Here is a 21742-nt window from a genome sequence, read left to right on the forward strand (position 1 = left end):
GCGGGTGCCCCCGGTGCTTCTACTTCTGCAGCACCCCCAGGTCCTGTGTCGTCTGCGGCACGGCCACCATTCCGCGGTCGTTCGGGAGGGTCTGGATGGTGAAGCCCGGGACTCCGCCCTCGGTGGCGGTGAGGGTGCGGGCGGCGTAGACCGGGCCGCCCGAGGTCGTTTCGACCGTGAGGGCGTAGGTGCCCTGGAGGCCCGAGGGGACCGGGGCCGCGACGTTCTGGGTCGTGCCGGACTTGATCGTGAAGGTCTTCGACGTCGCGGTGCCGCCGTCGCTGCCCGCCGAGGCGGTGACCTTGACCGTGGCCGTGGCGGTCGGTGCGGTCAGGGACAGGGTCGAGCCCTTGGCGCTGTTGTCGGCAGCGGTCGCGCGGGCGGCGACCGGGGCCGTGGCCGGGATGAAGGCCGTCTCCTGCTTGTCGCCCTTGCCGCGCACGACCTGGAGCGCCGCCACGATCGGGACCGACTGGTCCGTCGGGGTCAGGACCAGGGAGCCCGCCTCGCCGCGGGTGACGGGGCCGAGGTCGGCGGCGGTCGTCATGCCGGACTTCACGTGCACGGTCTCGTTGCCGGCCGGGGTGATCAGACCGCTGGACGTGGCCAGGCGGACCTTGAGGTCGGCGTCGTTGCCGCCGGGGGCGAAGGTGATCAGCCGGACGTCGGTGGCGTCCGCGGGGATGCCGGGCAGCACCAGTTCGGGCGCCGGGTCGGCGGCCGCGGCCAGCCAGTCGCCGCCCGCCTTGGCGTCCAGGGCCTGTACGGCCGCGCCGACCCGGCCGCTGCGCACGCTGACGTGCACGGTCAGGTCGGACTGCTGCTCGTCGGTGAGCGTGGAGAGCAGGATCGGCTTGCTCGCGTGCGGCGGGACGGTGAGGTTCTCGCCGAGCGGGGACTTGACCGCGCCGTTCTTGTCGTACAGCTCGATGTCGACGACGGCGGCGGAGTCGTCGGGGTTGGTCAGGTGCACGTAGTCGGTCCGGCTCGCGGCCGTGCTGGCGCCCGGGAACCAGAACTCGGTGTCCGCGGGCGTGCAGTTGACACCCTGGAGGCCGCGGCCGGTGCCGGCGGCGACCTCGGTGGTCTCCTGCACGGTCCAGCCGGGCGCGAACCTGCCGTCGGCGGTGCCGATGAGCGCGGGCGCGTCGGCGCCCGAGGTGTCGCCGGTGGCCGGGGTGCCGGGGGCCTTGGGGGTGAGGACCGGCTGGCTCGCCGTCGCGCTCCCGCTCTTGGAGCCCTTGGAGCCCTTGCCGGCCTTCGAGCCCTGCGACCCCTTGGCTCCCTGGCCGGCCGGGGAGCCGCCCGAAGCGGAGCTGCCCGTGCCGTCCGCCGACTGCTCGTCGGCCGCCTGGAGTTGGGCCTTGCCGCTGCTCGCGGTGGACTGGGTGACGGGCGTGAACGAGGTGTACGACGTGTCGGCGATGTCCGAGATGCTCGGTGCCGGGCACAGCAGGCTCGTGCGCTCCACCGGGAGGCTGGCCGCCGCCTTCGGCGCGGTGGCGCCGGACGCGGACGGGCCGTCGAGGGCGGCGAACGCGGTGACGGCGGCCAGCGCGGTGGTGCCGGCGATCAGGGACAGGGTCGTGCGGTTCACTGCTGGCTCCCGTCGGGGCGCTCGCTGCCGGTGCCGTGGGGGTGCTGGGCCGGGTCGTAGCCCTGCTGGGCGGGGTCGTACGCCGGGTCGTAGGCCTGCTGGTAGGCCGCCGGGTCGTACGGCATCTGGTCGGCCGTGCCGCCGTAGGCGTACGGGTCGTACTGGCCGTTCTGGTACGGGTCGTGGGCGTAGCCCTGCTGGTCGTAGCCGGTCGTCTGGTACGGGTCGGCGGGCTGGTACTGGTCCGTCGCGTAGCCGCCGTAGCCGGCGTTCGCGTAGGAGGACTGGTCCCACTCGCCGTAGGGCTGCTGCTGGGGTACGGCGGCGGGAGCCGGGGGAGCGTCCGGCATCGCGGGCGCGGCGGCCTGCTCCTCCGCCGGCTCACCGGCCTGTTCGGCGGCCTGCTCGGCGGCCTGTTCCTCGGCCTGGGCGCGCAGGCGCCGGGCGCGGCGGCCCTCGCCGGCCGGGACCTGGGCCGGCACGGGCTCCGCCTCGGGCAGGTCGTCGTCGACGTCGCGGCGGCGGCCGGGCAGGGCGAGGACGACCAGGACGACAGCGAGCGCGCCCTGGGCCCACAGCCAGGCGGTGTGGGTGATCGGGTCGTCGTAGACGACATCCAGCCTGCCGCCGTTCGCGGGCAGTTGGAAGCCCTGGGCCCAGCCGTCGACGGTGGTGCGGGTGAGCGGCTTGCCGTCCAGGGTGGCCGTCCAGCCGGCCGAGGCCGTGTCGGCGAGGCGCAGGACGCGGCCGTCCGCGCCGGACGGGACGGTCGTGTGGATCTCCACCGGTCCGGCGCCGACCGGCTGGGCGGTGCCCGTGCCGCCGGCGGGGACGATGGCGGCGCGGGAGACCTCCTGGTCGACGCGCCACAGGGCGCTGCCGCTCTGCTGGCTGAGCCGGGACAGGCCTGGCGTGGCGTCGAGGACGCGGGTGAAGTCGCGGGGCGCGCCCTTGTGGACGAGGACGTAGCGCACGGCGAAGCCGCCGAGTTCGCCGGCCTGGTCGGCGCCGGAGCCGGCGACGAGGTTGGCGACGATCTTGTCCAGCCGGCTGTTCGTGCCGTCGGCGGCGCTGAGTTCGGCGTCGCCCATGCGGGCGCCGGAGCCGCGGACCAGGGTGTAGCGCACGCGCGCGGTGGAGTCGCTGTCGAGGACCAGGGTGCGGGCCTGGTCGCCGGTGGTGGCGTCCTCGGCGACGAACGCGGGCACCTGGGTGGGGTCCTGGCGCTTCACGGGGCCGTCGGCGCCGCCGATCATCCAGCCCGCGGCGACGAGCAGCGGGCCCACCACGGAGGCGAGCGCGATCAGGGCGGCGACCGGCTGGCGCCAGCCGAAGCTCTGCTCGGCCACGCGTGCGCGTGCGCCGTCGGCGCCGAGGGCGGCGGCGGCCAGCAGGGCGATGCCGTAGACGAGGGTGGCCGGTCCGGCCCAGGCGGACCTGTTGGACAGGACGGCGAAGACGAGGGCGACCAGGGCGACGGCCCAGGCGGTGCGGATGCCCAGCTGTCGCTCGGAGCGCAGGAGGGCGGCGAGCGCGGCGAGGACGATGCCGATGAGCATCAGTCCGTGCACGGTGCCCGCGCCGCCGGGGCTGGCGCCGAGCAGGTCGAGCGCGGAGGCGCTGGACGCGCCGTAGTCCAGGCCGGCTTCCTTGAAGAAGCCGGCCGGCAGCAGGGTCAGCGACCAGGGGGCGAGGACCAGCAGCGGGGTGCCGAGCTGGGCGAGGAAGCGCAGGCCGTGGGCGACGGGGTCGGTGCGGCGCAGGGCCAGCACACCGAGGCCGAGGAGCAGCGCGATGGGCCACACGATCGGTGTGAAGGCGGTGGTGATGGTCAGCAGCAGCGCGTACGCCCAGGTGGCGCGCCAACTGCCGCGCGCGCCGGAGCGGTTCGCGAGGCCGCTCGCGGCGATGCCCGCGCGCGCGATGAGCGGCAGCAGCACGGCGAGGACGGTGGTGCCGATGCGGCCGCCGGCCAGGGCGCCGGTGGTGGCGGGCAGGAAGGCGTAGGCGATGGCGGCCCACGCGCGCAGCAGCCGGGAGGTGACGAGCGGCCGGGAGGCGAAGTAGGCGGTGAAGCCGGCGAGCGGCACGGCGGCGATCAGCAGGACGGTGACCGCGAGTCCGGTGGAGCCGAACAGGAGCGTGCCGAGGGCCGCGAGAATCCCGAGGTAGGGCGGTGCGGACGGGGAGCCGCCCGCGCCCACCGGGTGCCAGGAGTCGGCGAAGCGGGACCACAGCTCGCCGGGGCCGGCCGGGGCGGGCAGCAGGGCGCCGCCCGCGAGCGCACCGCTGCCGAGCAGGGCGCGGCAGGCGACGAGGGAGATCAGCAGCAGGGTCAGGAAGAGCACCGGGCCGGGGTTGCGGGCGATGCGCTTGAGCCGGGCGAACTGCTCGATCTCCAGGAAGTCGCCGTCGTCGCCGCCGGGGCCGGACTCCATGGCGCCGCCGTGCCGGCCCGCCGAGGAGGTCTCGCTGTCCCGGCCGCTGGAGAAGTTGCCCGCGACCTGCTCGACGGTGGCGCGGATGGTGGCGCCGGGCGGTGGGAGGAGCTGGCGCAGTTCGCCCTTGTCGAGCCGCGAGGAGCCGCGGCGGCGCCGGGCGGCGATGATCCGCTCGGGGCGCAGCAACACGCTGAGCAGGCCGCGGATCTCGTCGACGGCCTGGCCCGGGACCTTGCCGACGAGGTAGGCGACGGTGCGCAGGGCGGTACCGAGGACGAGCCGGAGCAGGACCCAGGGCAGCGCTGCCGTGCGGGTGTTGGCGAGCAGGGTGTAGACGGCGCCGGCCTTGTCGACCTTGTGCGGGGATGCGCTGGTGCGGCCGGCGCAGTCGACGGTGCGGCGCTCGCGGGCGGCGGCCTCGGCGTGCCGGACGACCGCGTCGGGGGCGACGAGGACGCGGTGCCCGGCGCTGTGGGCGCGCCAGCACAGGTCGACGTCGTCGCGCATGAGGGGCAGGCGGCGGTCGAAGCCGCCGAGCTGTTCGAAGACGTCGCGGCGGACGAGCATGCCGGCGGTGGACACGGACAGCACGGTGCGGACGTGGTCGTGCTGGCCCTGGTCCTGTTCGCGGCGGTCCAGGCCGGTCCAGCGGCGGCCGGAGTTGGCGATGGAGACGCCGACCTCCAGCAGTTGCCGGCGGTCGTACCAGCCGCGCAGCTTGGGGCCGACGATGCCCACGTCGGTGCGGCCCAGCTCCTGTTCGTTCTCCACGACGCGCAGCAGCTCGGCGAGGGCGTCGGGTTCCGGGGCGCAGTCGTCGTGCAGCAGCCAGAGCCACTGGACGGGCTCGCCGTACGGGAGCTCGGGCAGGTCGTAGGCGTCGTCGCGCCATGAGCGGGTGACCGGGTCCCAGCCGCTGGGGCGTTTGAGATACGGCAGCTCTTCCGGGGTGAGGACCGGGGCGGTGCGGCTCGCCTCCTCCACGGCCTGGCCGAAGCCGGTGCGGCGCGCCAGGTGCAGGACGCCGGCGTCGCCGAGGGCTTCGGTGAGCAGCCGGGCGGAGTCGTCCGCGCTGCCGGTGTCGGCCGCGACCGCGTGCTGGACCGGGCGCTCCTGGCCGAGCAGGCCGGCGAGGGCGTCGGGCAGCCAGCGGGCACCGTCGTGGGCGACGAGGACGGCGGTGACCACGTGGCGCGGAAACTCGGGCGGGCGGGACGGGTCGAACGCGCCCGGGCGGGACGGGTCGAACCCCGACGTGGCGGCGGGGTTTTGGGCTGCCGTATGGCTGTGCACGGACATCGAGGTACGGGCCCCGGTTCGATGGACTGCGGTGGACGCCTGTGTCTCCTCGTGCGTCGAGGGGACAGCGGTGCGTCTCGGACGAGCGACCACACTATCGGCTGACCGCGACGACGGCCCGCCGCCTGTGGATAACCCACATGCGACGGGCCGTTCGTGACGTTCTGGTGTGGATGTGCGGTCAGACGGCGGCCTTCTTCAGGCGGCGGCGCTCCCGCTCGGACAGGCCGCCCCAGATACCGAAGCGCTCGTCGTTGGCGAGGGCGTACTCAAGGCATTCGGAGCGGACCTCGCACGCGAGGCAGACCTTCTTCGCCTCTCTGGTGGAGCCGCCCTTCTCGGGGAAGAAGGACTCGGGGTCGGTCTGGGCGCACAGCGCGCGCTCCTGCCAGCCGAGTTCCTCGTCCGCGTCGTCGACCAGCAGTTGCTGCACCAGCTCGGTCATGTGCGCCCCTCGTCTGTCTTTCGCGTCCCCGTGCGTCAGCCGTTACCGATTTCGGCTGAACGACACGAGTGAAATTACAAGTGTGCTGCTCCGGGCGAGTCAAGCCGAGATCTGCTATTGGGCCCGTTATTCACTCTGCGGAACCAAGGCCGTGCGGAAAGTGTTCAAATCGCCATAAACCTTGACGCGCAGGCGAGGGCTCCGGAGGTGGTCGAACCTCGTACAGACCTCTGACAGATCTCTGTACGGAGAAAGACGGCTCCGCGTTCGATCGAGTTGCACGAGGTTTGAGTGCCCGGTTGTGGCGCATGTGTCCGGGTACTCGGCTGAGCAAACCTTTCACCTGACAGATGAACCGGATGAGGTGAAGCGTGTCCCACATGTCGGGCGTCGAGTTGACACCACAGGTGTGAACCGCTGTTCTAGAGGGCATGCTCGCGCACTCGGCACTCACCTCGACCCGCACCGCCGGGTCCCATGGTGCTGCCCGGGCGCGCTGTAGCTGTTGTTGCTGTTCCGGCTGTTGAGCCACACCCCGCTCCAGCTGTCGGCCGTGTCCCCCGCGACGCGGTTCCCGTTTCTCCGTTCCCTCTGACCTCCTTTCACCGAGGAACCAGCGCACCCATGAACAGCGACAACGACCTCCAGATCGCGGGCGACATCCTCGAAGTCCCGCACCTGCTCCAGCCGCCGCGTGAGCACCCGGCCACCGTCGCCGAGTTCGCGGGCCTCGCGCGCACGATCGCCGCCGACCGCTCCCAGTGGGCCCGCCTCGTCCGCTACGACGCGACGACCCGCTGGTACCACCGGCTGCGCACCGGGCCCGGCTACGAGGTGTGGCTGCTGAGCTGGGTGCCCGGACAGGGCAGCGGCCTGCACGACCACGGCCGCTCCTCCGGTGTCCTCACCGTCCTGGAGGGCGCCCTCACCGAGCGCACCGAGCGCGGCACGCGCGCGTTGGCGGCGGGCGCCCAGCGCGTGTTCGCGCCGGGGTACGTCCACGAGGTCGTCAACGACGCCCTGGAGCCCGCGGTCAGCCTGCACGTCTACCACCCGGGCCTGACCGAGATGCCCATGCACGCGTCCCCGCACTGCGAGGCTCGTCCGGTGACTGCCTGACGCGTTGTCGTACCCGCCTGCAAGACTTGGTGCCATGCGCATTGTGGTTCTGGCAGGCGGCATCGGCGGTGCCCGTTTCCTGCGCGGTCTGAAGCAGGCCGTGCCGGACGCGGAGATCACGGTGATCGGCAACACCGGCGACGACATCCATCTCTTCGGGCTGAAGGTCTGCCCGGACCTCGACACGGTGATGTACACGCTGGGCGGCGGTATCAACGAGGAGCAGGGCTGGGGGCGGACCGACGAGACCTTCCGGGTCAAGGAGGAACTGGCGGCCTACGGCGTGGGGCCCGAGTGGTTCGGCCTCGGCGACCGGGACTTCGCCACGCACATCGTGCGGACGCAGATGCTCGGCGCCGGCTATCCGCTCAGCGCGGTCACCGAGGCGCTGTGCGACCGCTGGCAGCCGGGCGTGAAGCTGATCCCGATGACCGACGACCGCGTGGAGACCCACGTGGCCGTCGAGGTCGACGGCGAGCGCAGGGCGGTCCACTTCCAGGAGTACTGGGTGCGGCTGCGCGCCGAGGTCCCGGCGGAGGCGATCGTGCCCGTCGGCGCCGAGCAGTCCAAGCCGGCGCCCGGCGTCCTGGAGGCCATCGCCGCGGCGGACGTCATCCTCTTCCCGCCGTCCAACCCGGTCGTGTCCGTCGGCACGATCCTGGCCGTGCCCGGCATCCGGGAGGCCATCGCGGAGGCGGGCGTGCCCGTGGTGGGCCTGTCCCCCATCGTCGGGGACGCGCCCGTGCGCGGGATGGCCGACAAGGTCCTCGCCGCGGTCGGCGTGGAGTCCACGGCCGCCGCGGTCGCCGAGCACTACGGCTCCGGGCTGCTGGACGGCTGGCTCGTCGACACCGTGGACGCGGCCGCCGTGGAGCGGGTCGAGGCGGACGGCATCCGCTGCCGGGCCGTGCCGCTGATGATGACCGACGTCGACGCGGCCGCGCAGATGGCGCGCGAGGCGCTGGCGCTGGCCGAGGAGGTGCGGGGAGCGTGAGCGAGGACCGCCCGCAGGGCGCGCAGTACACGGTCCGGGCCCTGTCCGGCATCCCCGAGGTGCAGCCGGGTGACGACCTCGCCAAGCTGATCGCCGCCGCCGAGCCGGGCCTGGCCGACGGGGACGTGCTGCTCGTCACCTCGAAGATCGTATCCAAGGCCGAGGGCCGGATCACGGAGGCCATCGACCGGGAGGCGGCGATCGACGCCGAGACGGTCCGGGTGGTGGCCCGCCGCGGCACGCTGCGCATCGTGGAGAACCGGCAGGGCCTGGTCATGGCCGCGGCCGGGGTCGACGCCTCCAACACCCCCGCGGGCACGGTGCTGTTGCTGCCCGAGGACCCGGACGCCTCCGCGCGCGCGATCCGCGACGGGCTGCGCGCCACGCTCGGCGTCGACGTGGGCGTGGTCGTCACCGACACCTTCGGGCGGCCCTGGCGCTCGGGGCTCACGGACGTGGCGATCGGCGCGGCCGGCGTGCGCGTGCTGGACGACCTGCGCGGCGGCACGGACGCGTACGGCAATCCGCTGAGCGCGACGGTCGTGGCCACGGCGGACGAACTGGCGGCGGCGGGAGACCTGGTCAAGGGCAAGGCGTCCGGGCGGCCGGTCGCCGTCGTCCGCGGTCTGCCCCATGTCGTCGGCGGGGAGCCGGAGGAGGGCGCGCGGGCGCTGGTGCGGACCGCGCGGGACGACATGTTCCGGCTCGGCACCTCCGAGGCGGTCCGCGAGGCGGTCACCCAGCGGCGCACGGTCCGGGCCTTCACGGACGAGCCCGTGGACCCCGGCGCGGTCCGGCGCGCGGTGGCCGCGGCGGTGACGGCACCGGCACCGCACCACACGACGCCGTGGCGGTTCGTGCTGCTGGAGTCGCAGGAGTCACGGCTGCGGCTGCTGGACGCGATGCGGGAGGCCTGGATCGCCGACCTGCGCCGGGACGGCAGGAGCGAGGAGTCCATAGCGAAGCGGGTGCGCCGGGGCGATGTGCTGCGCCACGCGCCCTGTCTGGTCGTGCCGTGTCTCGTCATGGACGGTTCGCACCACTACGGGGACGCGCGGCGGGACGGCGCCGAGCGGGAGATGTTCGTCGTCGCGGCGGGCGCGGGCGTGCAGAACTTCCTGGTCGCGCTGGCCGGGGAGCGGCTGGGCTCGGCGTGGGTGTCGTCCACGATGTTCTGCCGGGACGTGGTGCGCGAGGCGCTCGGGCTGCCGGCGGACTGGGATCCGATGGGCGCGGTGGCGGTCGGGCATCCGGCAGCGGAGCCGGGACCGCGGCCGGAGCGGGACGCGGGGGCGTTCATCGAGGTCCGGTGAGCCGGGAGGGGGCGGTGCGGGAAAGTCCCGCACGGCTCCTTCCCGCACCGCCTACTCTCGTAGCAGCACGGCACCGGCTCTCCTAGGACCTCACTCGTGGCAGGACGTTTCCCCCAGCGGCCCACGCTCCCCCCTGGCCCGATCCCGCGGCAGGCGACGGCGGCGGCGCGGGTGCGGCGGTGGACGCCGCAGGGACCGCTGGATCTCGGGCTGGTGCTCGGACCGCTGCGGCGCGGGCCCGCCGATCCCACGTTCCGGGCCACGCCGGACGGATCCGTGTGGCGGGCCTGCCGTACGCCGGCCGGGCCGGGCACGCTGCGGGTGCGGGCGTACGCCGGTGAGGTGCTCGGCGAGGCGTGGGGGCCGGGGGCCGAGTGGCTGCTGGACGGGCTGCCCGAACTGCTGGGCGCGGCCGACGACCCGGAGGCGTTCGTGCCCCGGCACCGGGTGGTGGCGCTGGCGCGGCACCGGCGGCCGGGGCTGCGGCTGACGCGGACCGGGCTGGTGCTGGAGTCGTTGATCCCGTCGGTGCTGGAGCAGAAGGTCACGACCGACGAGGCGTACCGGGCCTGGCGGTTGCTGGTGCGGAGGTTCGGGGAGCCGGCGCCGGGGCCCGCCGGGGTGTCCGAGCGGCCGATGCGGGTGATGCCGGCGGCGCGGACCTGGGCGCTGATCCCCTCCTGGGAATGGCACCGGGCGGGCGTCGACGACAAGCGGGCGTCGACGATCCTGCGGGCCGTACGGGTCGCCGCGCGGCTGGAGCAGGCGGTGGGGATGCCGGCCGCCGAGGCGCGGACGCGGCTGGAGGTCGTGCCCGGAGTGGGGCCGTGGACGTCGGCGGAGGTCGTGCAGCGCAGTCACGGTGCGGCGGACGCGGTGACGGTCGGGGACCTGCATCTGCCGGGGATCGTGGGATGGGCGCTGGCCGGGGACCGTCATGCCGACGACGCCCGGATGCTGCGCCTGCTGGAGCCGTACGCCGGGCAGCGGCATCGGGCGGCCCGGCTGATCCTGCTGAGCGGGCAGGTGCCGGCCCGGCGGGCACCGAAGATGCCTCGGGTGGACATCGGGTTGCTGTGAGGCGTCCTGCGCCGGGGTCGGCCGAGGGGGCCCGGGGAGTGGTCCCCGGGCCCCCTCGTCACTGCTGACCCGAACTACCGGCGAACTACCGGCCCTTCACTACTGGTCCGAGGAGAACCGCACCGCGCCCGCCGGGATGCGGGCGTCGCACCACACCCGGACTCCCTCGCGCAGTTCGTTGTCGGGGCCGACGATCGCGCCGTCGCCGACGACCGTGCCGGTGAGCACGGAGCGCTCGCCGACGCGGGCCTTCGTACCGATCAGGGAGTCGGTGATGACCGCGCCCGGCTCGATGACGGCGCCGGGCAGGATCGTCGAGCCGAAGACACGGGCGCCCTCGGCCACGAACGCGCCCTCGCCCACCACCGTGCCGCCCGTCAGCTTGGCGTCCGGCGCCACCGTGGCCGTGGGCAGGACGAGGCGGTCGCCGCAGCGGCCCGGGACGGCCGGGGACGGCGCGCGGCCCAGGACCAGGTCCGCCGAGCCGCGGACGAAGGCTGCCGGGGTGCCGAGGTCCAGCCAGTAGGTGGAGTCGACCATGCCCTGGAGGTGGGCTCCGGCCGCGAGGAGGTCCGGGAACGTCTCGCGCTCCACCGAGACCGGGCGGCCCAGCGGGATCGAGTCGATGACCGAGCGGCGGAAGACGTACGCCCCCGCGTTGATCTGGTCGGTGACGATCTCCTCGGGCGTCTGCGGCTTCTCCAGGAAGGCCAGCACCCTGCCGGTCTCGTCGGTCGGGACCAGGCCGAAGGCGCGCGGGTCCGCCACCTTCGTCAGGTGCAGGGAGACGTCCGCGCCCGTCGAACGGTGCGTGTCGACCAGGGCCTCGATGTCCAGGCCCGTCAGGATGTCGCCGTTGAAGATCAGGACCGGTTCGTCGGGCCCGGAGTGCAGACGCGAGGCGACGTTGCGGATGGCGCCGCCGGTGCCGAGGGGCTCCTCCTCCGTCACGTACTCGATGCTCAGTCCGAGAGCGGAGCCGTCGCCGAAGTACGGCTCGAAGACCTCGGCCAGATAGCTGGTGGCGAGGACGATGTGGTCCACGCCGGCCGCCTTGGCCCGCGCCAACTGGTGCGTGAGGAACGGTACGCCGGCGGCCGGAACCATGGGCTTGGGCGTGTGGACCGTCAGTGGACGCAGCCGGGTGCCTTTGCCGCCGACCAGGAGGATCGCTTCTGTCACCTGTCGTCTCTGCTTTCTTCCTGCCGGGACCGGTCGAACTACTCGTTACTACTCGTTTCGGCTTCGGCCGGTCAGTGTATGCAGACCGTAGCGACGGCGCCCTTGACGACCGCGAGGTTTTCCACGAGATCGGTAATAGAACGGTGTGAGACCGGCGCGCCCCCGCCGACGGCGGTGAACGCGAGCCCCGTTCACCGCGCCCGCGACGGCCGCCCGTTCAGCGTCCCTGGTAGTCGGAGGCAGCGGAACGAGCCGTTCCGAGCCTGGCATAGAGCGCCGCGCCGGGGCAGTCGGTGGCGAACCCGTCCCGATGGCCGGAGATCACGTTCAGCTGCACGTTCTTACCCTTCCGGTAGAGGTTGCCTCCACCCGACGTGAGATATGTCCTGCCTTGTGGATCGGCGCCGTTCAGCCCGAGCTTCCACGCGGTCAGCCGGGCGAGGGCCGTGACCACCGCGTCGGACGGCTCCGTCCCGGTGTATGTGCCGATCACGGCGATGCCCATGCTGTCGCCGTTGAACCCGAGAGTGTGCGCGCCGAGCACCGCCCTCGCCACGCCCCCGGCCCGGCCCTCGTAGACGGTTCCGCACTTGTCGACGAGGAAGTTGTAGCCGATGTCCCGCCAGCCCATGCTCTTGACGTGGTAGCGGTAGATACTGCGGATGACGGAGGGGGTCTGAGAGCAGCTGTACTGGTTGCCCGAGCCCGTGTGGTGCACGAAGGCCGCCTTGACCGTCCTCGTGTAGCCCAACCCGGGTTCGCGCAGTGACTCGTCCGCGCCCCAGCCCAGGCGGGTGACGATCCGCGGGCGCGCCCCGATGTACGACGCCGTCCGGGCCGGGCCCTTGAGGCGGGTGAGTTCCCGCTCGGTCGCCGCCTTGTCGAGCTCCGGGATCTCCAGGGCGCCGAAGCCCGCGACGTCGGTGTTGGCGGCGGAGGCCGCGCGCGCCGCCTCCGTGTCCGGAACGGTGTGGGGCGTGCCGGCCGGTGCGTCCGGCGGCGTTCCGTCGTCCCCCGGATCGACGAGTTCCAGCCGCAGCCCGGACGGCAACGGCGCCGAGGTCCGCGCTCCGGCCGCGCGGCGTCCGTCCCGCACCGGTACGGACGCCGCGCGGACCCGTACGTCCACCCCCTCCGAGGCCCCCACCCACAGCGGTGCGGTCGCCCCGCGCACCCGGCGCGAGGCCGCCTCCGCCGTGCCGGGGTCGGGGCCGTGTCCCCCGTTGTGCGTCTCGACGTCCTGCCAGTCGGACCAGGCCCCCGTGCCGGCCGCCCGCGTGCGCACCTGGACCTGGCCGCGCAGCTCGGCGCCGGGGTCGTCCCACACCACCCCGAGCAGCGAGAAGTGCTCGCCGCCCGCCCGGTACAGGCCCTGTTCCGGGGCGGCGCCGAGGACGCGCGCGCGGGAGAGGGGGGCGAGGGGCAGCGAGCGGGTGCTTCCCGGGTCGCCGGCCCCGGACACGGCGGTCGCGGCGGACACGGCGGCCACGGGCGCGGCGTTCGCGGTGTTCGCGGGCAGGGGCAGGGAGGGGAGCGCGAGAGCGGTGGCAGCGCACGCGGTGGCAATCAGGGGCACACCGGAAAAATGGGTGAGAAGTCCACGCATGGTTACGATCTTGAACACAGTCAGACAAGTCTGTCCACAGGTGATCTGACGGACCGTCGGAAAGGTTCCGCCGAACCGGTGGCACGGGCACGCACGGCCGGTGACCGCCCGCGCGTACCCTTTCCCGGGTGAACGCCACCGATCGCACCCCTGCCGACCTGCTGGCTTCCGCGCTCGCCGCGGACCCCGGCCGCCCGCTGGTGACCTTCTACGACGACGCCACGGGCGAACGTGTCGAACTGTCCGTGGCCACGTTCGCCAATTGGGTGGCCAAGACCGCGAACCTCCTTCAGGGCGAACTCTCCGTCGAGCCCGGCGACCGGGTCGCCCTGCTGCTGCCCGCGCACTGGCAGACGGCCGTGTGGCTGCTGGCCTGTGCGTCGGTGGGCGCCCTCGCCGACGTGGGCGGGGAGCCGTCCGTGGCCGACGTGGTGGTCAGCGGGCCGGACTCGCTGGACGCGGCGCGGGCGTGCCGGGGCGAGCGGGTCGCTCTCGCGCTGCGGCCGCTGGGCGGGCGCTTCCCGCAGCCGCCGGACGGGTTCCTCGACTACGCCGTGGAGGTGCCGGGGCAGGGCGACCGGTTCGTGCCGTTCGCTCCGGTGGACGCGGACGCGCCGGCGCTGATCGTCGCCGGCGCGGAGTTCAGCGCGGCCGAGGTCGTGCAGAAGGCGCTCGCCGACGCGGCGGAGCTGGAGCTGACGGGGCCCGGTTCGCGGCTGCTGTCGGGGCTGCCGTACGACACCTGGGAGGGGCTGAGCGCGGGGCTGTTCTCGCCGCTCGCCTCCGGTGGGTCCGTGGTGCTCTGCCGGCATCCGGACCGGCTGGGCGAGGAGGCGCTCGCCCAGCGGATCGAGAGCGAGCGGGTGACCGCGGTACGGCGGTAGGGGCCGTTCTCCCCCGCTCGGACTAGCTGAGGGCGCCGCCCGCCGCCATCCCGGCCATCGTCGAGAGAGCAGCACGTGACGCTCGTACGCCGATGAGGGGGTGCCCCGCCCGTGACCGACACCGCAGGCAGGGCCCTCGGTCCCGGGCTCGGGGCCTCGGCCGTCGGGGACGGGCCGGCGCGGAGGCGTCGGCGGCGGTGGATGCGGCGGGGGGCGCTCGGGCTGGCCGCGTCCGTCGCGGCGGCCGCCGGGGGCGGCTGGCTCCTCTACGCCGCCCTCGACGCCAACATCACCGCGGACGACGCGGCCGCCCGGGAGCTCGCCCGGTACGAGCGGGAGCGCCCCACCGCGCTGGTGAAGGGTGCGCAGAACATCCTGCTGATCGGCTCCGACACCCGGTCCGGGGACGGCAACGCGCGCTACGGGCGGGATCTGGGCAGCGAGCGGTCCGACACCACGATCCTGCTGCACCTCGCCGCGAACCGGCGCAGCGCCACCGCCGTGTCGCTGCCGCGAGACCTGATGGTGGACGTCCCCCGCTGTCTGCGGGCGGACGGCAGTCGCAGCGCGCCGGTGTTCACGATGTTCAACAGCGCCTACGCGGTGGGGGGTTCGGCCTGTTCGATCCGTACCGTCGAGAAGCTGACGGGTATCCGGATCGACCATCACGTGGTCGTGGACTTCAGCGGGTTCAAGGAGATGGTGGACGCCGTCGACGGGGTGCGCGTCTGCCTGAAGGAGCCCGTCCACGACAAGGCGGCCAGGCTGACGCTGCCCGCGGGGGAGGTCATGCTGGACGGCGAGCAGGCGCTCGGGTTCGTCCGGGCCCGCGAGTCGCTGGGCGACGGCAGCGACACCGAGCGGATGGAACGGCAGCAGCAGTTCCTCGGCGCACTCGTCAACAAGATGCAGAGCAGCGACGTACTGCTGAATCCGGTGAAGCTCTATCCGGTGCTGGACGCGGCGACCTCTTCACTGACCGCCGATCCGGAACTGGCCAGTCTGCGCGGCTTGTACCAATTGGTGCGGGGGCTGCGCAACATTCCCATCAAACAGGTGCAGTTCCTGACGGTACCGAGGAAGCCGTACGTCCACGACGCCAACCGTGACCAACTCGTGGAGCCGGAGGCCGGGAAACTGTTCACGCGGCTGCGCGCCGATCAGCCCGTGGCGGTGGCCCGGGAAACGCCCGGGAAGACCGCGCGGCCCGGCGGGGACACGGGCGGCAAGGGCTCGCCCTCCCCCGCGCCGACCTTCCGCGGCAGTACGGCCGCCGAGCACGGCTGCGCGTGAGCGCACACCGGCGCGCCCGAATTCCGTTCAGAATATGAGGGGGATTGCCCAGTTGTAGGGAGGGCGAATTTGTCACCGGCGTCGCTGGACGCTGAACTGGGCGGATAGTGTGAGCGATCCGGTGCACCCGGCGCGAGGCCAGTCCTGGAGCCGTGCACCGATTCACCGAGACCCGAGCGCCTTTGCGGGGGAAGGCGCCGCGTGGCCCCGACGGAGGATTCGGACAACCGTGGACGCGCAAGGCCGTGGGCGGGCGGACAACATCGATCCCGCCGACCAGTGGGTACTCAATCCGAATACCGGCGAATACGAACTGCGACTGGGTACTTCCGCAGCGCAGTCGCAGGTGCCCTCTCCCCGCAGACCGGCCGCCCAGGAGGGCGGCGGTGCGCGGCGCCGCCGTAACGACATGGCCGCCGGGGAGACCCGGGAGATGAGCCAGGTGGGCGGCGCCGAGGTGCCCCGGCCGCGCTCGGCCCGGCGCCGGGGCGGCGAGCCGGAGACCCCGCAGGGGCGACGCGCCGCGCGACGGCCGGCGCAGAGGGACGGGAAGAAGAAGTCGAAGGCCAAGAAGGTCCTCGCGTGGACCGCGGGCGGCACGGCGTTCGTGCTGGTCGCAGCGGGTGCCGCCGGCTATCTCTATCTCCAGCACCTCGAAGGCAACATCAGCTCGACCGACGTCGGCGACGCGGGCTCCAAGGGCTTCAGCAAGGACGAGGCCTTCAACCTCCTGGTCATCGGCACCGACAAGCGCACGGGCAAGGGCAACGAGGGCTACGGCGACGCGGGCAGCGTCGGGCACGCGGACACCAACATCCTGCTGCACGTGTCCAAGGACCGGACGAACGCCACCGCGCTGAGCATCCCGCGCGACCTGATCGTCAACATCCCGGACTGCCCGACGAAGCAGCCGGACGGCAGCACCAAGGTGATCCCCGGCACGGAGAACGTGCGCTTCAACACGAGCCTCGGGCAGGACGGCCGCGACCCGGGCTGCACCATGCGCACCGTCGAGGAGGTCACCGGCATCCACGTGGACCACTTCATGATGGCCGACTTCAACGCGGTGAAGACCCTGTCGACCGCGGTGGGCGGCGTCGAGGTGTGCGTCGCGCACCCGGTGAACGACAAGGAGTCCCATCTGAAGCTGCCCGCGGGCAAGTCGGTGGTGGAGGGCGAGCAGGCCCTCGCCTTCGTGCGCACCCGGCACAGCTTCGGCAACCAGGGCGACCTGGACCGCATCAAGGTCCAGCAGCAGTTCCTGGGTTCGCTGATGCGCAAGATGTCCTCCAGCGACACCCTCACCAACCCCTCCAAGCTGCTGGACCTGGCCGAGGCCGCGACCAAGGCGCTGACCGTCGACACCGGCATCAAGAGCATCAGCACCCTCAAGGACATGGCGCTGGAGATGAAGAAGGTGCCGCCGAAGAACATCACCTTCACCACGGTGCCGGTGATAGACAACCCGGCCGAGAAGGTCCACGCGACCGTCGTCGTGAACCAGTCGACGGCACCCGCGGTCTTCCAGGCGATCCAGAACGACGTCTCCTTCACCGACGTGAAGAAGAAGCAGAAGGCGGCGAAGGACGCCCAGGCCGCCCAGCTCAAGGGCAGCAGGTCCGCGCCGTCGGACGTGCGGGTGCGGATCCTCAACGGCGGTGCCCAGTCGGGCAGCGCGCAGGAGGAGCTGTCCTGGCTGCAGACCGACAAGGGCGTGCTGAAGTCGGAGAACGCGGGCAACGCACCGGCCGAGGTGAAGAACACCACGCTGGAGTACGCCCCCGACCAGGCCGCCCAGGCCCGGGAACTGGCCGCCCTGATGGGGCTGCCCGGCTCTGCGCTCGTCCCCGGCAAGAGCGTGATCAACTCCCAGGGTCTGCCGGCGATGACGCTGACCCTGGGCAAGGACTTCAAGGGCGCCGGTGTCTCGCTCACCGCTCCGTCGAAGGCACCGAAGGTCGACGGGTCGACGGCCGGCGAGGCCAAGTGCGCTTCATAGGTAACCCTTCGGGCCCGTCGTGCGTCTAACCCGACGCGGGACGGGCCCGTTTTCATGACCAGGGGTGGGGCGCAAGGGTGGGGAGGGCAGGAAGTTTGGCGCAGAGCGATGTGCGGGGAGAGGCTCCCGCGGAGGGCGACACGATGTCGCTCACGCCGCGGTCCACGGACGCGGCGGACGGCTCCGGCCGGCACGGCGGAGGCCGGCCGCCGGGCGGCGCGAAGACCGACCGGCGACGACGCAGACGGCGCGCCCTGCGCTGGTCGGCGAGCGTGCTCGCGGTGGTCATACTCGGCGCGGCGGGCGCCGGCTACCTCTACTACCAGCACCTCAACGGCAACATCCAGAAGGGCGCGCGCAGCAGCGGCGACTCCAAGGCGCACAAGACCGCGCCGAACGCCGCCGGGCAGACCCCGCTGAACATCCTGCTGATCGGCTCGGACAGCCGCAACTCGCCCGAGAACCTGCAGCTCGGCGGCAGCAGGGACAGCGTCGGGGGCCCTCCGAACGCGGACGTGCAGATGCTCATCCACCTGTCCGCGGACCGCAAGAGCGCCGCGATGGTGAGCATCCCCCGGGACACCCGGGTCGACATCCCCCGGTGCACGGACTCCGAGACGGGCAAGGTCTACCCGGCGACGAACAACATCATCAACACCACCCTGGCCCGCGGCGGGGCCGGCTGCACGCTGTCCACCTGGGAGAACCTCACCGGGGTCTACATCGACCACTGGATGACGATCGACTTCTCCGGTGTGGTGAGCATGGCGGACGCCATCGGCGGAGTGGACGTCTGTGTGAAGCAGAACGTGTGGGACCACCCGACCGCGGCCCAGCGCGGCGGCTCCGGACTGAAGCTGACGGCCGGCACGCACAAGGTCCAGGGCGTACAGGCGTTGCAGTGGCTGCGTACCCGGCACGCCTGGGGCAGTGACCTGATGCGGGCGCGCGCCCAGCACATGTACCTGAACTCGATGATGCGCACGCTGCGGCAGCAGAACGTCTTCACCGACACCGGGCGCCTGATGAACCTGGCCGAGGCGGCCACCAAGTCCCTGAAGGTCTCCGAGGAGATCGGCACGGTCAAGAAGCTGTACGACCTGGGCATGGAGATGAAGTCGGTGCCGTCCGACCGCATCACGTCGGTGACGATGCCCAACATCGAGGATCCGCAGGACCCCACGAACCACGTGGTGCCGGACACGGCGAACGCCGACAAGCTGTGGCAGATGCTCCGCGACGACGTGCCGCTCGACAAGAACGGCAAGGACGACGGCGGCGGCAAGGGCGCGGACACGAAGCAGCCCGCGGACAAGGCGGACACCGCGGACAAGTCCGGGAAGACGGCCAAGGCCCCCTCGACGGACCCGGCCCGGCTCGGGGTGCTGGTGCAGAACGCCACCCAGAGCTCGACCGAGGCGGCGGTGCCGGGCCGGGCGGGGGCGATCGGCCAGGCCCTCGCGCAGCAGGGCTACGCGAGGGCGGCGGCGGACACCTCCGTGACGCAGTCCGCGGACAAGACGGTCGTGCAGTACCCGAGCGCGGACCTGGCGGGCGACGCCCAGGCCGTGGCCAAGGCGCTGGGTATTCCGGCGGGTTCGGTGCAGCAGTCGACCGGGGTGTCCGGAGTCACGGTCGTCGTCGGCGCGGACTGGCGCACCGGCACGTCGTACCCCCGGCAGTCGAAGCCGAAGGCCGGGGACATCCCCACGGGTTCCGACGCCGTCAACGGCTCGGACACGTCGCAGTGCATGGACGTGTACAAGCCGTATCAGTGGTAGCGGAAGGGCCCCTGCCGGAGAGGGGCCCTGTTCGCCGGCTCAGTGCGAGCTGAGGACCGCCGGCCGCCGGGACGCGATGACCTTCTTCGCCAGCGACCTCGGGCTGGTCAGGAAGCCCCAGCCCCACGACATGTGCATGGTGGCGAGGGCCACGGGGATCTGCAGGCGGGCCTTCAGGGGCAGGCCCCTGCCCGCCGGGACGGAGCCCGCGGCGATCGCCGCGAGGTAGCCGCCGGGGACGACGAAGCCCCACGGGGTGAGAACGGCGCCGACCACGACGCCCGCCGCCAGCGCGCACACCGCGGTCGGCGGGGCGAGGTAGCGCAGGTTGATCGAGCCGGAGTGGTAGCGCGCGACGACGTGCCGCCAACGGCCGTAGTCCTTGTACTGCTTGGCCAGCGCCCGCACGGAGGGCCGCGGCCGGTACGACACCTTCAGCTCCGGCGAGAACCAGATCAGGCCGCCGGCCTCCCGTATGCGGAAGTTCAGCTCCCAGTCCTGGGCGCGGATGAACTCCTCGTTGTAGCCGCCCTGCCGCTCCAGCGCCTCCCGGCGGAAGACGCCGAGGTAGACCGTCTCGGCGGGGGCGGCCTCGCCGCCCGTGTGGAAGGCGGCGTTCCCGACCCCGATCTTCGAGGTCATGGCGGCCGCGACGGCGTGCTCCCAGTCGTTCTCGCCCTCGGCGTGCATGATGCCGCCGACGTTCTGCGCGCCGGTCTCCTCCAGGAGCCGGACGGCGGTCGTGATGTAGTTCGGCGAGAGGATGCCGTGGCCGTCGACGCGGACCACGATCGGATGCCGGGAGGCCTTGATCGCCGCGTTCAGCGCCGCGGGCGTACGGCCGGTCGGGTTTGCAACGGTGTGCACGCGCGCGTCTTCGGCCACGAGCCGGGCCGCGATCTCGTCCGTGCGGTCCGTGGACGGACCGAGGGCGATCACGACTTCCATCTCGCCGGCGTACTCCTGCGCGAGGATCGCTTGGACGGCCCCGCGCAGATGCCGCTCCTCGTTGAGGACGGGCATGATCACGGAAACAGCGGGGAGCCGCACGTCGGACTTGGCGTTCATAGGGGGCTCACGTTACCGCGAACGGGGGACACCTTTGCGTGCCGCAGGGGCGCAGGACCGGGCTGGAGATCGTATCGGCCTACCGTGCTCACGGATCCCACGTACGGCCTCGCCCGGAGGTGTCCCCCTTGGCCAGCCCGCCCCGGTCCCCCGCGCCTCCGCAGCGCCGACCGCAGCCGCCCCGCCGTGTGCCGCGCCCGCCCGTAGGGCCGGTGAGGTCCCTGCGCGCCCCCCGCCGGCCGCGTTGGGCCATGCGGGCGCTGTGCACACTGTCCGTGGTGGTGCTGGCCTCGGCCGGGATCGGGCACACGGTGATCAGCAGCCTGGACGCGGGCATCACACGGGTCGACGCGTTCAAGGACATGAAGAACCGGCCCCGGGCGGGCCACGGGATGAACGTGCTGCTGGTCGGCACCGACGGCCGCGACAAGATCACCGAGCAGGAGCGGCGGGCGTACCGGCTGGGCGGGGCGCCCTGCCACTGCACGGACACGATGATGATCGTGCACATCTCGGAGAACCGGGACCGGGCCACCGTGGTGAGCCTGCCGCGCGACTCCTACGCCGAGGTGCCCGCCCGCACCGACCAGGCCACCGGGCAGCAGCACCCGGCGCACCCGATCAGGCTGAACGCCGCCTACTCCGAGGGCGGCCCCCAGCTGACCGTCCGCGCGGTCGAGAACATGACCCATGTGAAGATCGACCACTATCTGGAGGTCGACTTCACCAGCTTCATGAAGACCGTGGACGTCCTCGGCGGGGTGAAGATCTGCACGCCGACCCCGCTGAAGGACACGTACAGCGGGCTCGACCTCGCGCCCGGCACGCACACCCTCAAGGGCGGGCAGGCGCTGCAGTACGTGCGGGCCCGGCACGTCGACGGCACCAGCGACCTGGGGCGGATGAAGCGGCAGCAGCGGTTCCTGGCCTCGCTGATCGAGAAGGCCGCCTCCTCGGGGGTGCTGCTGAACCCGATGCGGTTCAGGGACGTGGCCCGGGCGGTGCTCGGCTCGGTCCGCGCCGACGAGACCTTCGGCACGGACGAGCTGCTCGACCTCGGCCGGGCCATGCGGGACTTCTCGCCCTCCTCCTCCGAGTTCGTCACCGTGCCCATCGGGCAGATGAACTACGAGGTCAGGGGCATCGGCTCGACCCTGAAGTGGGACCAGGCGAAGGCGGACGAGCTGTTCACGTCCCTGCGCGACGACAAGCCGCTCACCGCGGACCAGTCGCGGCACGACGGCCCGGCACCGGCCCCGGTGACCCCGGTGGACGTGGATCCGGGGCAGGTCCGGGTCCAGGTGGCGAACGGCTCGGCCACCCTGGGACTGGCCAAGCGGGTGGACGCGGCGCTGGCGGAGGCGGGCTTCACCACGACCCGGCAGCCGGTGACGGCCCCGGCCCATGTCCCGCACTCGGTCATCTCCTACGACCCCCGCTGGGACCGCTCCGCCCGCGCCCTCGCCGCGGCCCTGCCGGGCGCCGAGCTGCGGGCCGTACCGGGGCAGGGGCAGCTGCTGAGGCTGACGGTCGCGGCGGACTTCAAGGACGTGCACAAGGTGCGCTTCGAGGACCCGGGGCAGCCGGCCCCGCGCGCGGTGCGCGGCAGCGACGTGGTGTGCGCGGGGTCCTAGGACCCGG

The 21742-nt window shown here is 72.9% G+C and carries 15 protein-coding genes; 9 read left to right on the plus strand and 6 right to left on the minus strand.

Annotated features, from left to right (window positions below):
• Positions 1-19 precede the first annotated feature (19 nt).
• The 3 genes from ACFC8N_RS06955 to ACFC8N_RS06965 form a co-directional block, all read right to left on the minus strand.
• Entirely contained in the window at positions 20-1597 is a 1578-nt protein-coding gene (locus ACFC8N_RS06955; protein ID WP_356035481.1) for a DUF5719 family protein, read from the minus strand.
• Positions 1594-5337, minus strand: a complete 3744-nt coding sequence (locus ACFC8N_RS06960) for a glycosyltransferase (protein ID WP_376287160.1) — start codon at positions 5335-5337, stop codon at positions 1594-1596. Before ACFC8N_RS06960 ends, ACFC8N_RS06955 begins: the two co-directional genes overlap by 4 nt.
• A 181-nt stretch (positions 5338-5518) precedes the next feature.
• Positions 5519-5782 (minus strand): WhiB family transcriptional regulator, encoded by a 264-nt coding sequence (locus ACFC8N_RS06965; protein ID WP_003975777.1) that lies wholly within the window; start codon positions 5780-5782, stop codon positions 5519-5521.
• 624 nt (positions 5783-6406) lie between these two features.
• Between ACFC8N_RS06965 and ACFC8N_RS06970 the strand changes: the two genes are divergently transcribed.
• The 4 genes from ACFC8N_RS06970 (at position 6407) to ACFC8N_RS06985 (ending at position 10288) form a co-directional block, all read left to right on the plus strand.
• Entirely contained in the window at positions 6407-6901 is a 495-nt protein-coding gene (locus tag ACFC8N_RS06970; protein ID WP_356035484.1) for a cysteine dioxygenase family protein, read from the plus strand.
• Between the two features lie 34 nt (positions 6902-6935).
• A complete protein-coding gene (gene cofD / locus ACFC8N_RS06975; RefSeq protein ID WP_376287165.1) occupies positions 6936-7895 on the plus strand; it encodes a 2-phospho-L-lactate transferase in 960 nt (319 codons plus the stop codon).
• Positions 7892-9208 carry a coenzyme F420-0:L-glutamate ligase gene (locus tag ACFC8N_RS06980; protein ID WP_356035488.1) on the plus strand — a complete coding sequence of 439 codons (1317 nt, stop codon included), beginning with the start codon at positions 7892-7894 and terminating at the stop codon, positions 9206-9208. Before cofD ends, ACFC8N_RS06980 begins: the two co-directional genes overlap by 4 nt.
• 96 nt (positions 9209-9304) lie before the next feature.
• Entirely contained in the window at positions 9305-10288 is a 984-nt protein-coding gene (locus tag ACFC8N_RS06985) for a DNA-3-methyladenine glycosylase family protein (protein ID WP_376287168.1), read from the plus strand.
• 99 nt (positions 10289-10387) lie between these two features.
• Here the strand turns inward: ACFC8N_RS06985 and ACFC8N_RS06990 are convergent, their stop codons facing one another.
• Both ACFC8N_RS06990 and ACFC8N_RS06995 read right to left on the minus strand, forming a co-directional pair.
• Positions 10388-11470, minus strand: coding sequence for an NDP-sugar synthase (locus tag ACFC8N_RS06990; RefSeq protein WP_356035493.1), 1083 nt, complete (start codon positions 11468-11470; stop codon positions 10388-10390).
• 217 nt (positions 11471-11687) lie between these two features.
• The gene (locus ACFC8N_RS06995) at positions 11688-13076 is read right to left on the minus strand and encodes a peptidoglycan recognition protein (RefSeq protein WP_376287171.1); all 1389 of its coding nucleotides are present in this window, start codon (positions 13074-13076) and stop codon (positions 11688-11690) included.
• A gap of 128 nt (positions 13077-13204) precedes the next feature.
• Between ACFC8N_RS06995 and ACFC8N_RS07000 the strand changes: the two genes are divergently transcribed.
• The 4 genes from ACFC8N_RS07000 (at position 13205) to ACFC8N_RS07015 (ending at position 19033) form a co-directional block, all read left to right on the plus strand.
• Positions 13205-13960: a TIGR03089 family protein gene (locus ACFC8N_RS07000; protein WP_356035499.1), complete on the plus strand. Its 756-nt coding sequence runs from the start codon at positions 13205-13207 to the stop codon at positions 13958-13960.
• A gap of 111 nt (positions 13961-14071) precedes the next feature.
• Positions 14072-15253 carry an LCP family protein gene (locus ACFC8N_RS07005; RefSeq protein WP_356035502.1) on the plus strand — a complete coding sequence of 394 codons (1182 nt, stop codon included), beginning with the start codon at positions 14072-14074 and terminating at the stop codon, positions 15251-15253.
• A gap of 229 nt (positions 15254-15482) precedes the next feature.
• On the plus strand, positions 15483-17252 hold the full coding sequence (locus ACFC8N_RS07010) for an LCP family protein (protein ID WP_362823257.1): 1770 nt from the start codon (positions 15483-15485) through the stop codon (positions 17250-17252).
• A gap of 143 nt (positions 17253-17395) precedes the next feature.
• Positions 17396-19033, plus strand: a complete 1638-nt coding sequence (locus tag ACFC8N_RS07015) for an LCP family protein (RefSeq protein WP_376287176.1) — start codon at positions 17396-17398, stop codon at positions 19031-19033.
• A gap of 39 nt (positions 19034-19072) precedes the next feature.
• Here the strand turns inward: ACFC8N_RS07015 and ACFC8N_RS07020 are convergent, their stop codons facing one another.
• Positions 19073-20101 (minus strand): glycosyltransferase family 2 protein, encoded by a 1029-nt coding sequence (locus tag ACFC8N_RS07020; protein WP_356035509.1) that lies wholly within the window; start codon positions 20099-20101, stop codon positions 19073-19075.
• A gap of 251 nt (positions 20102-20352) precedes the next feature.
• Between ACFC8N_RS07020 and ACFC8N_RS07025 the strand changes: the two genes are divergently transcribed.
• Positions 20353-21735, plus strand: a complete 1383-nt coding sequence (locus ACFC8N_RS07025; RefSeq protein ID WP_376287179.1) for an LCP family protein — start codon at positions 20353-20355, stop codon at positions 21733-21735.
• The last annotated feature ends 7 nt before the right edge of the window (positions 21736-21742 follow it).

The organism is Streptomyces sp. NPDC055966 (assembly GCF_042269865.1).
Classification (GTDB): domain Bacteria; phylum Actinomycetota; class Actinomycetes; order Streptomycetales; family Streptomycetaceae; genus Streptomyces.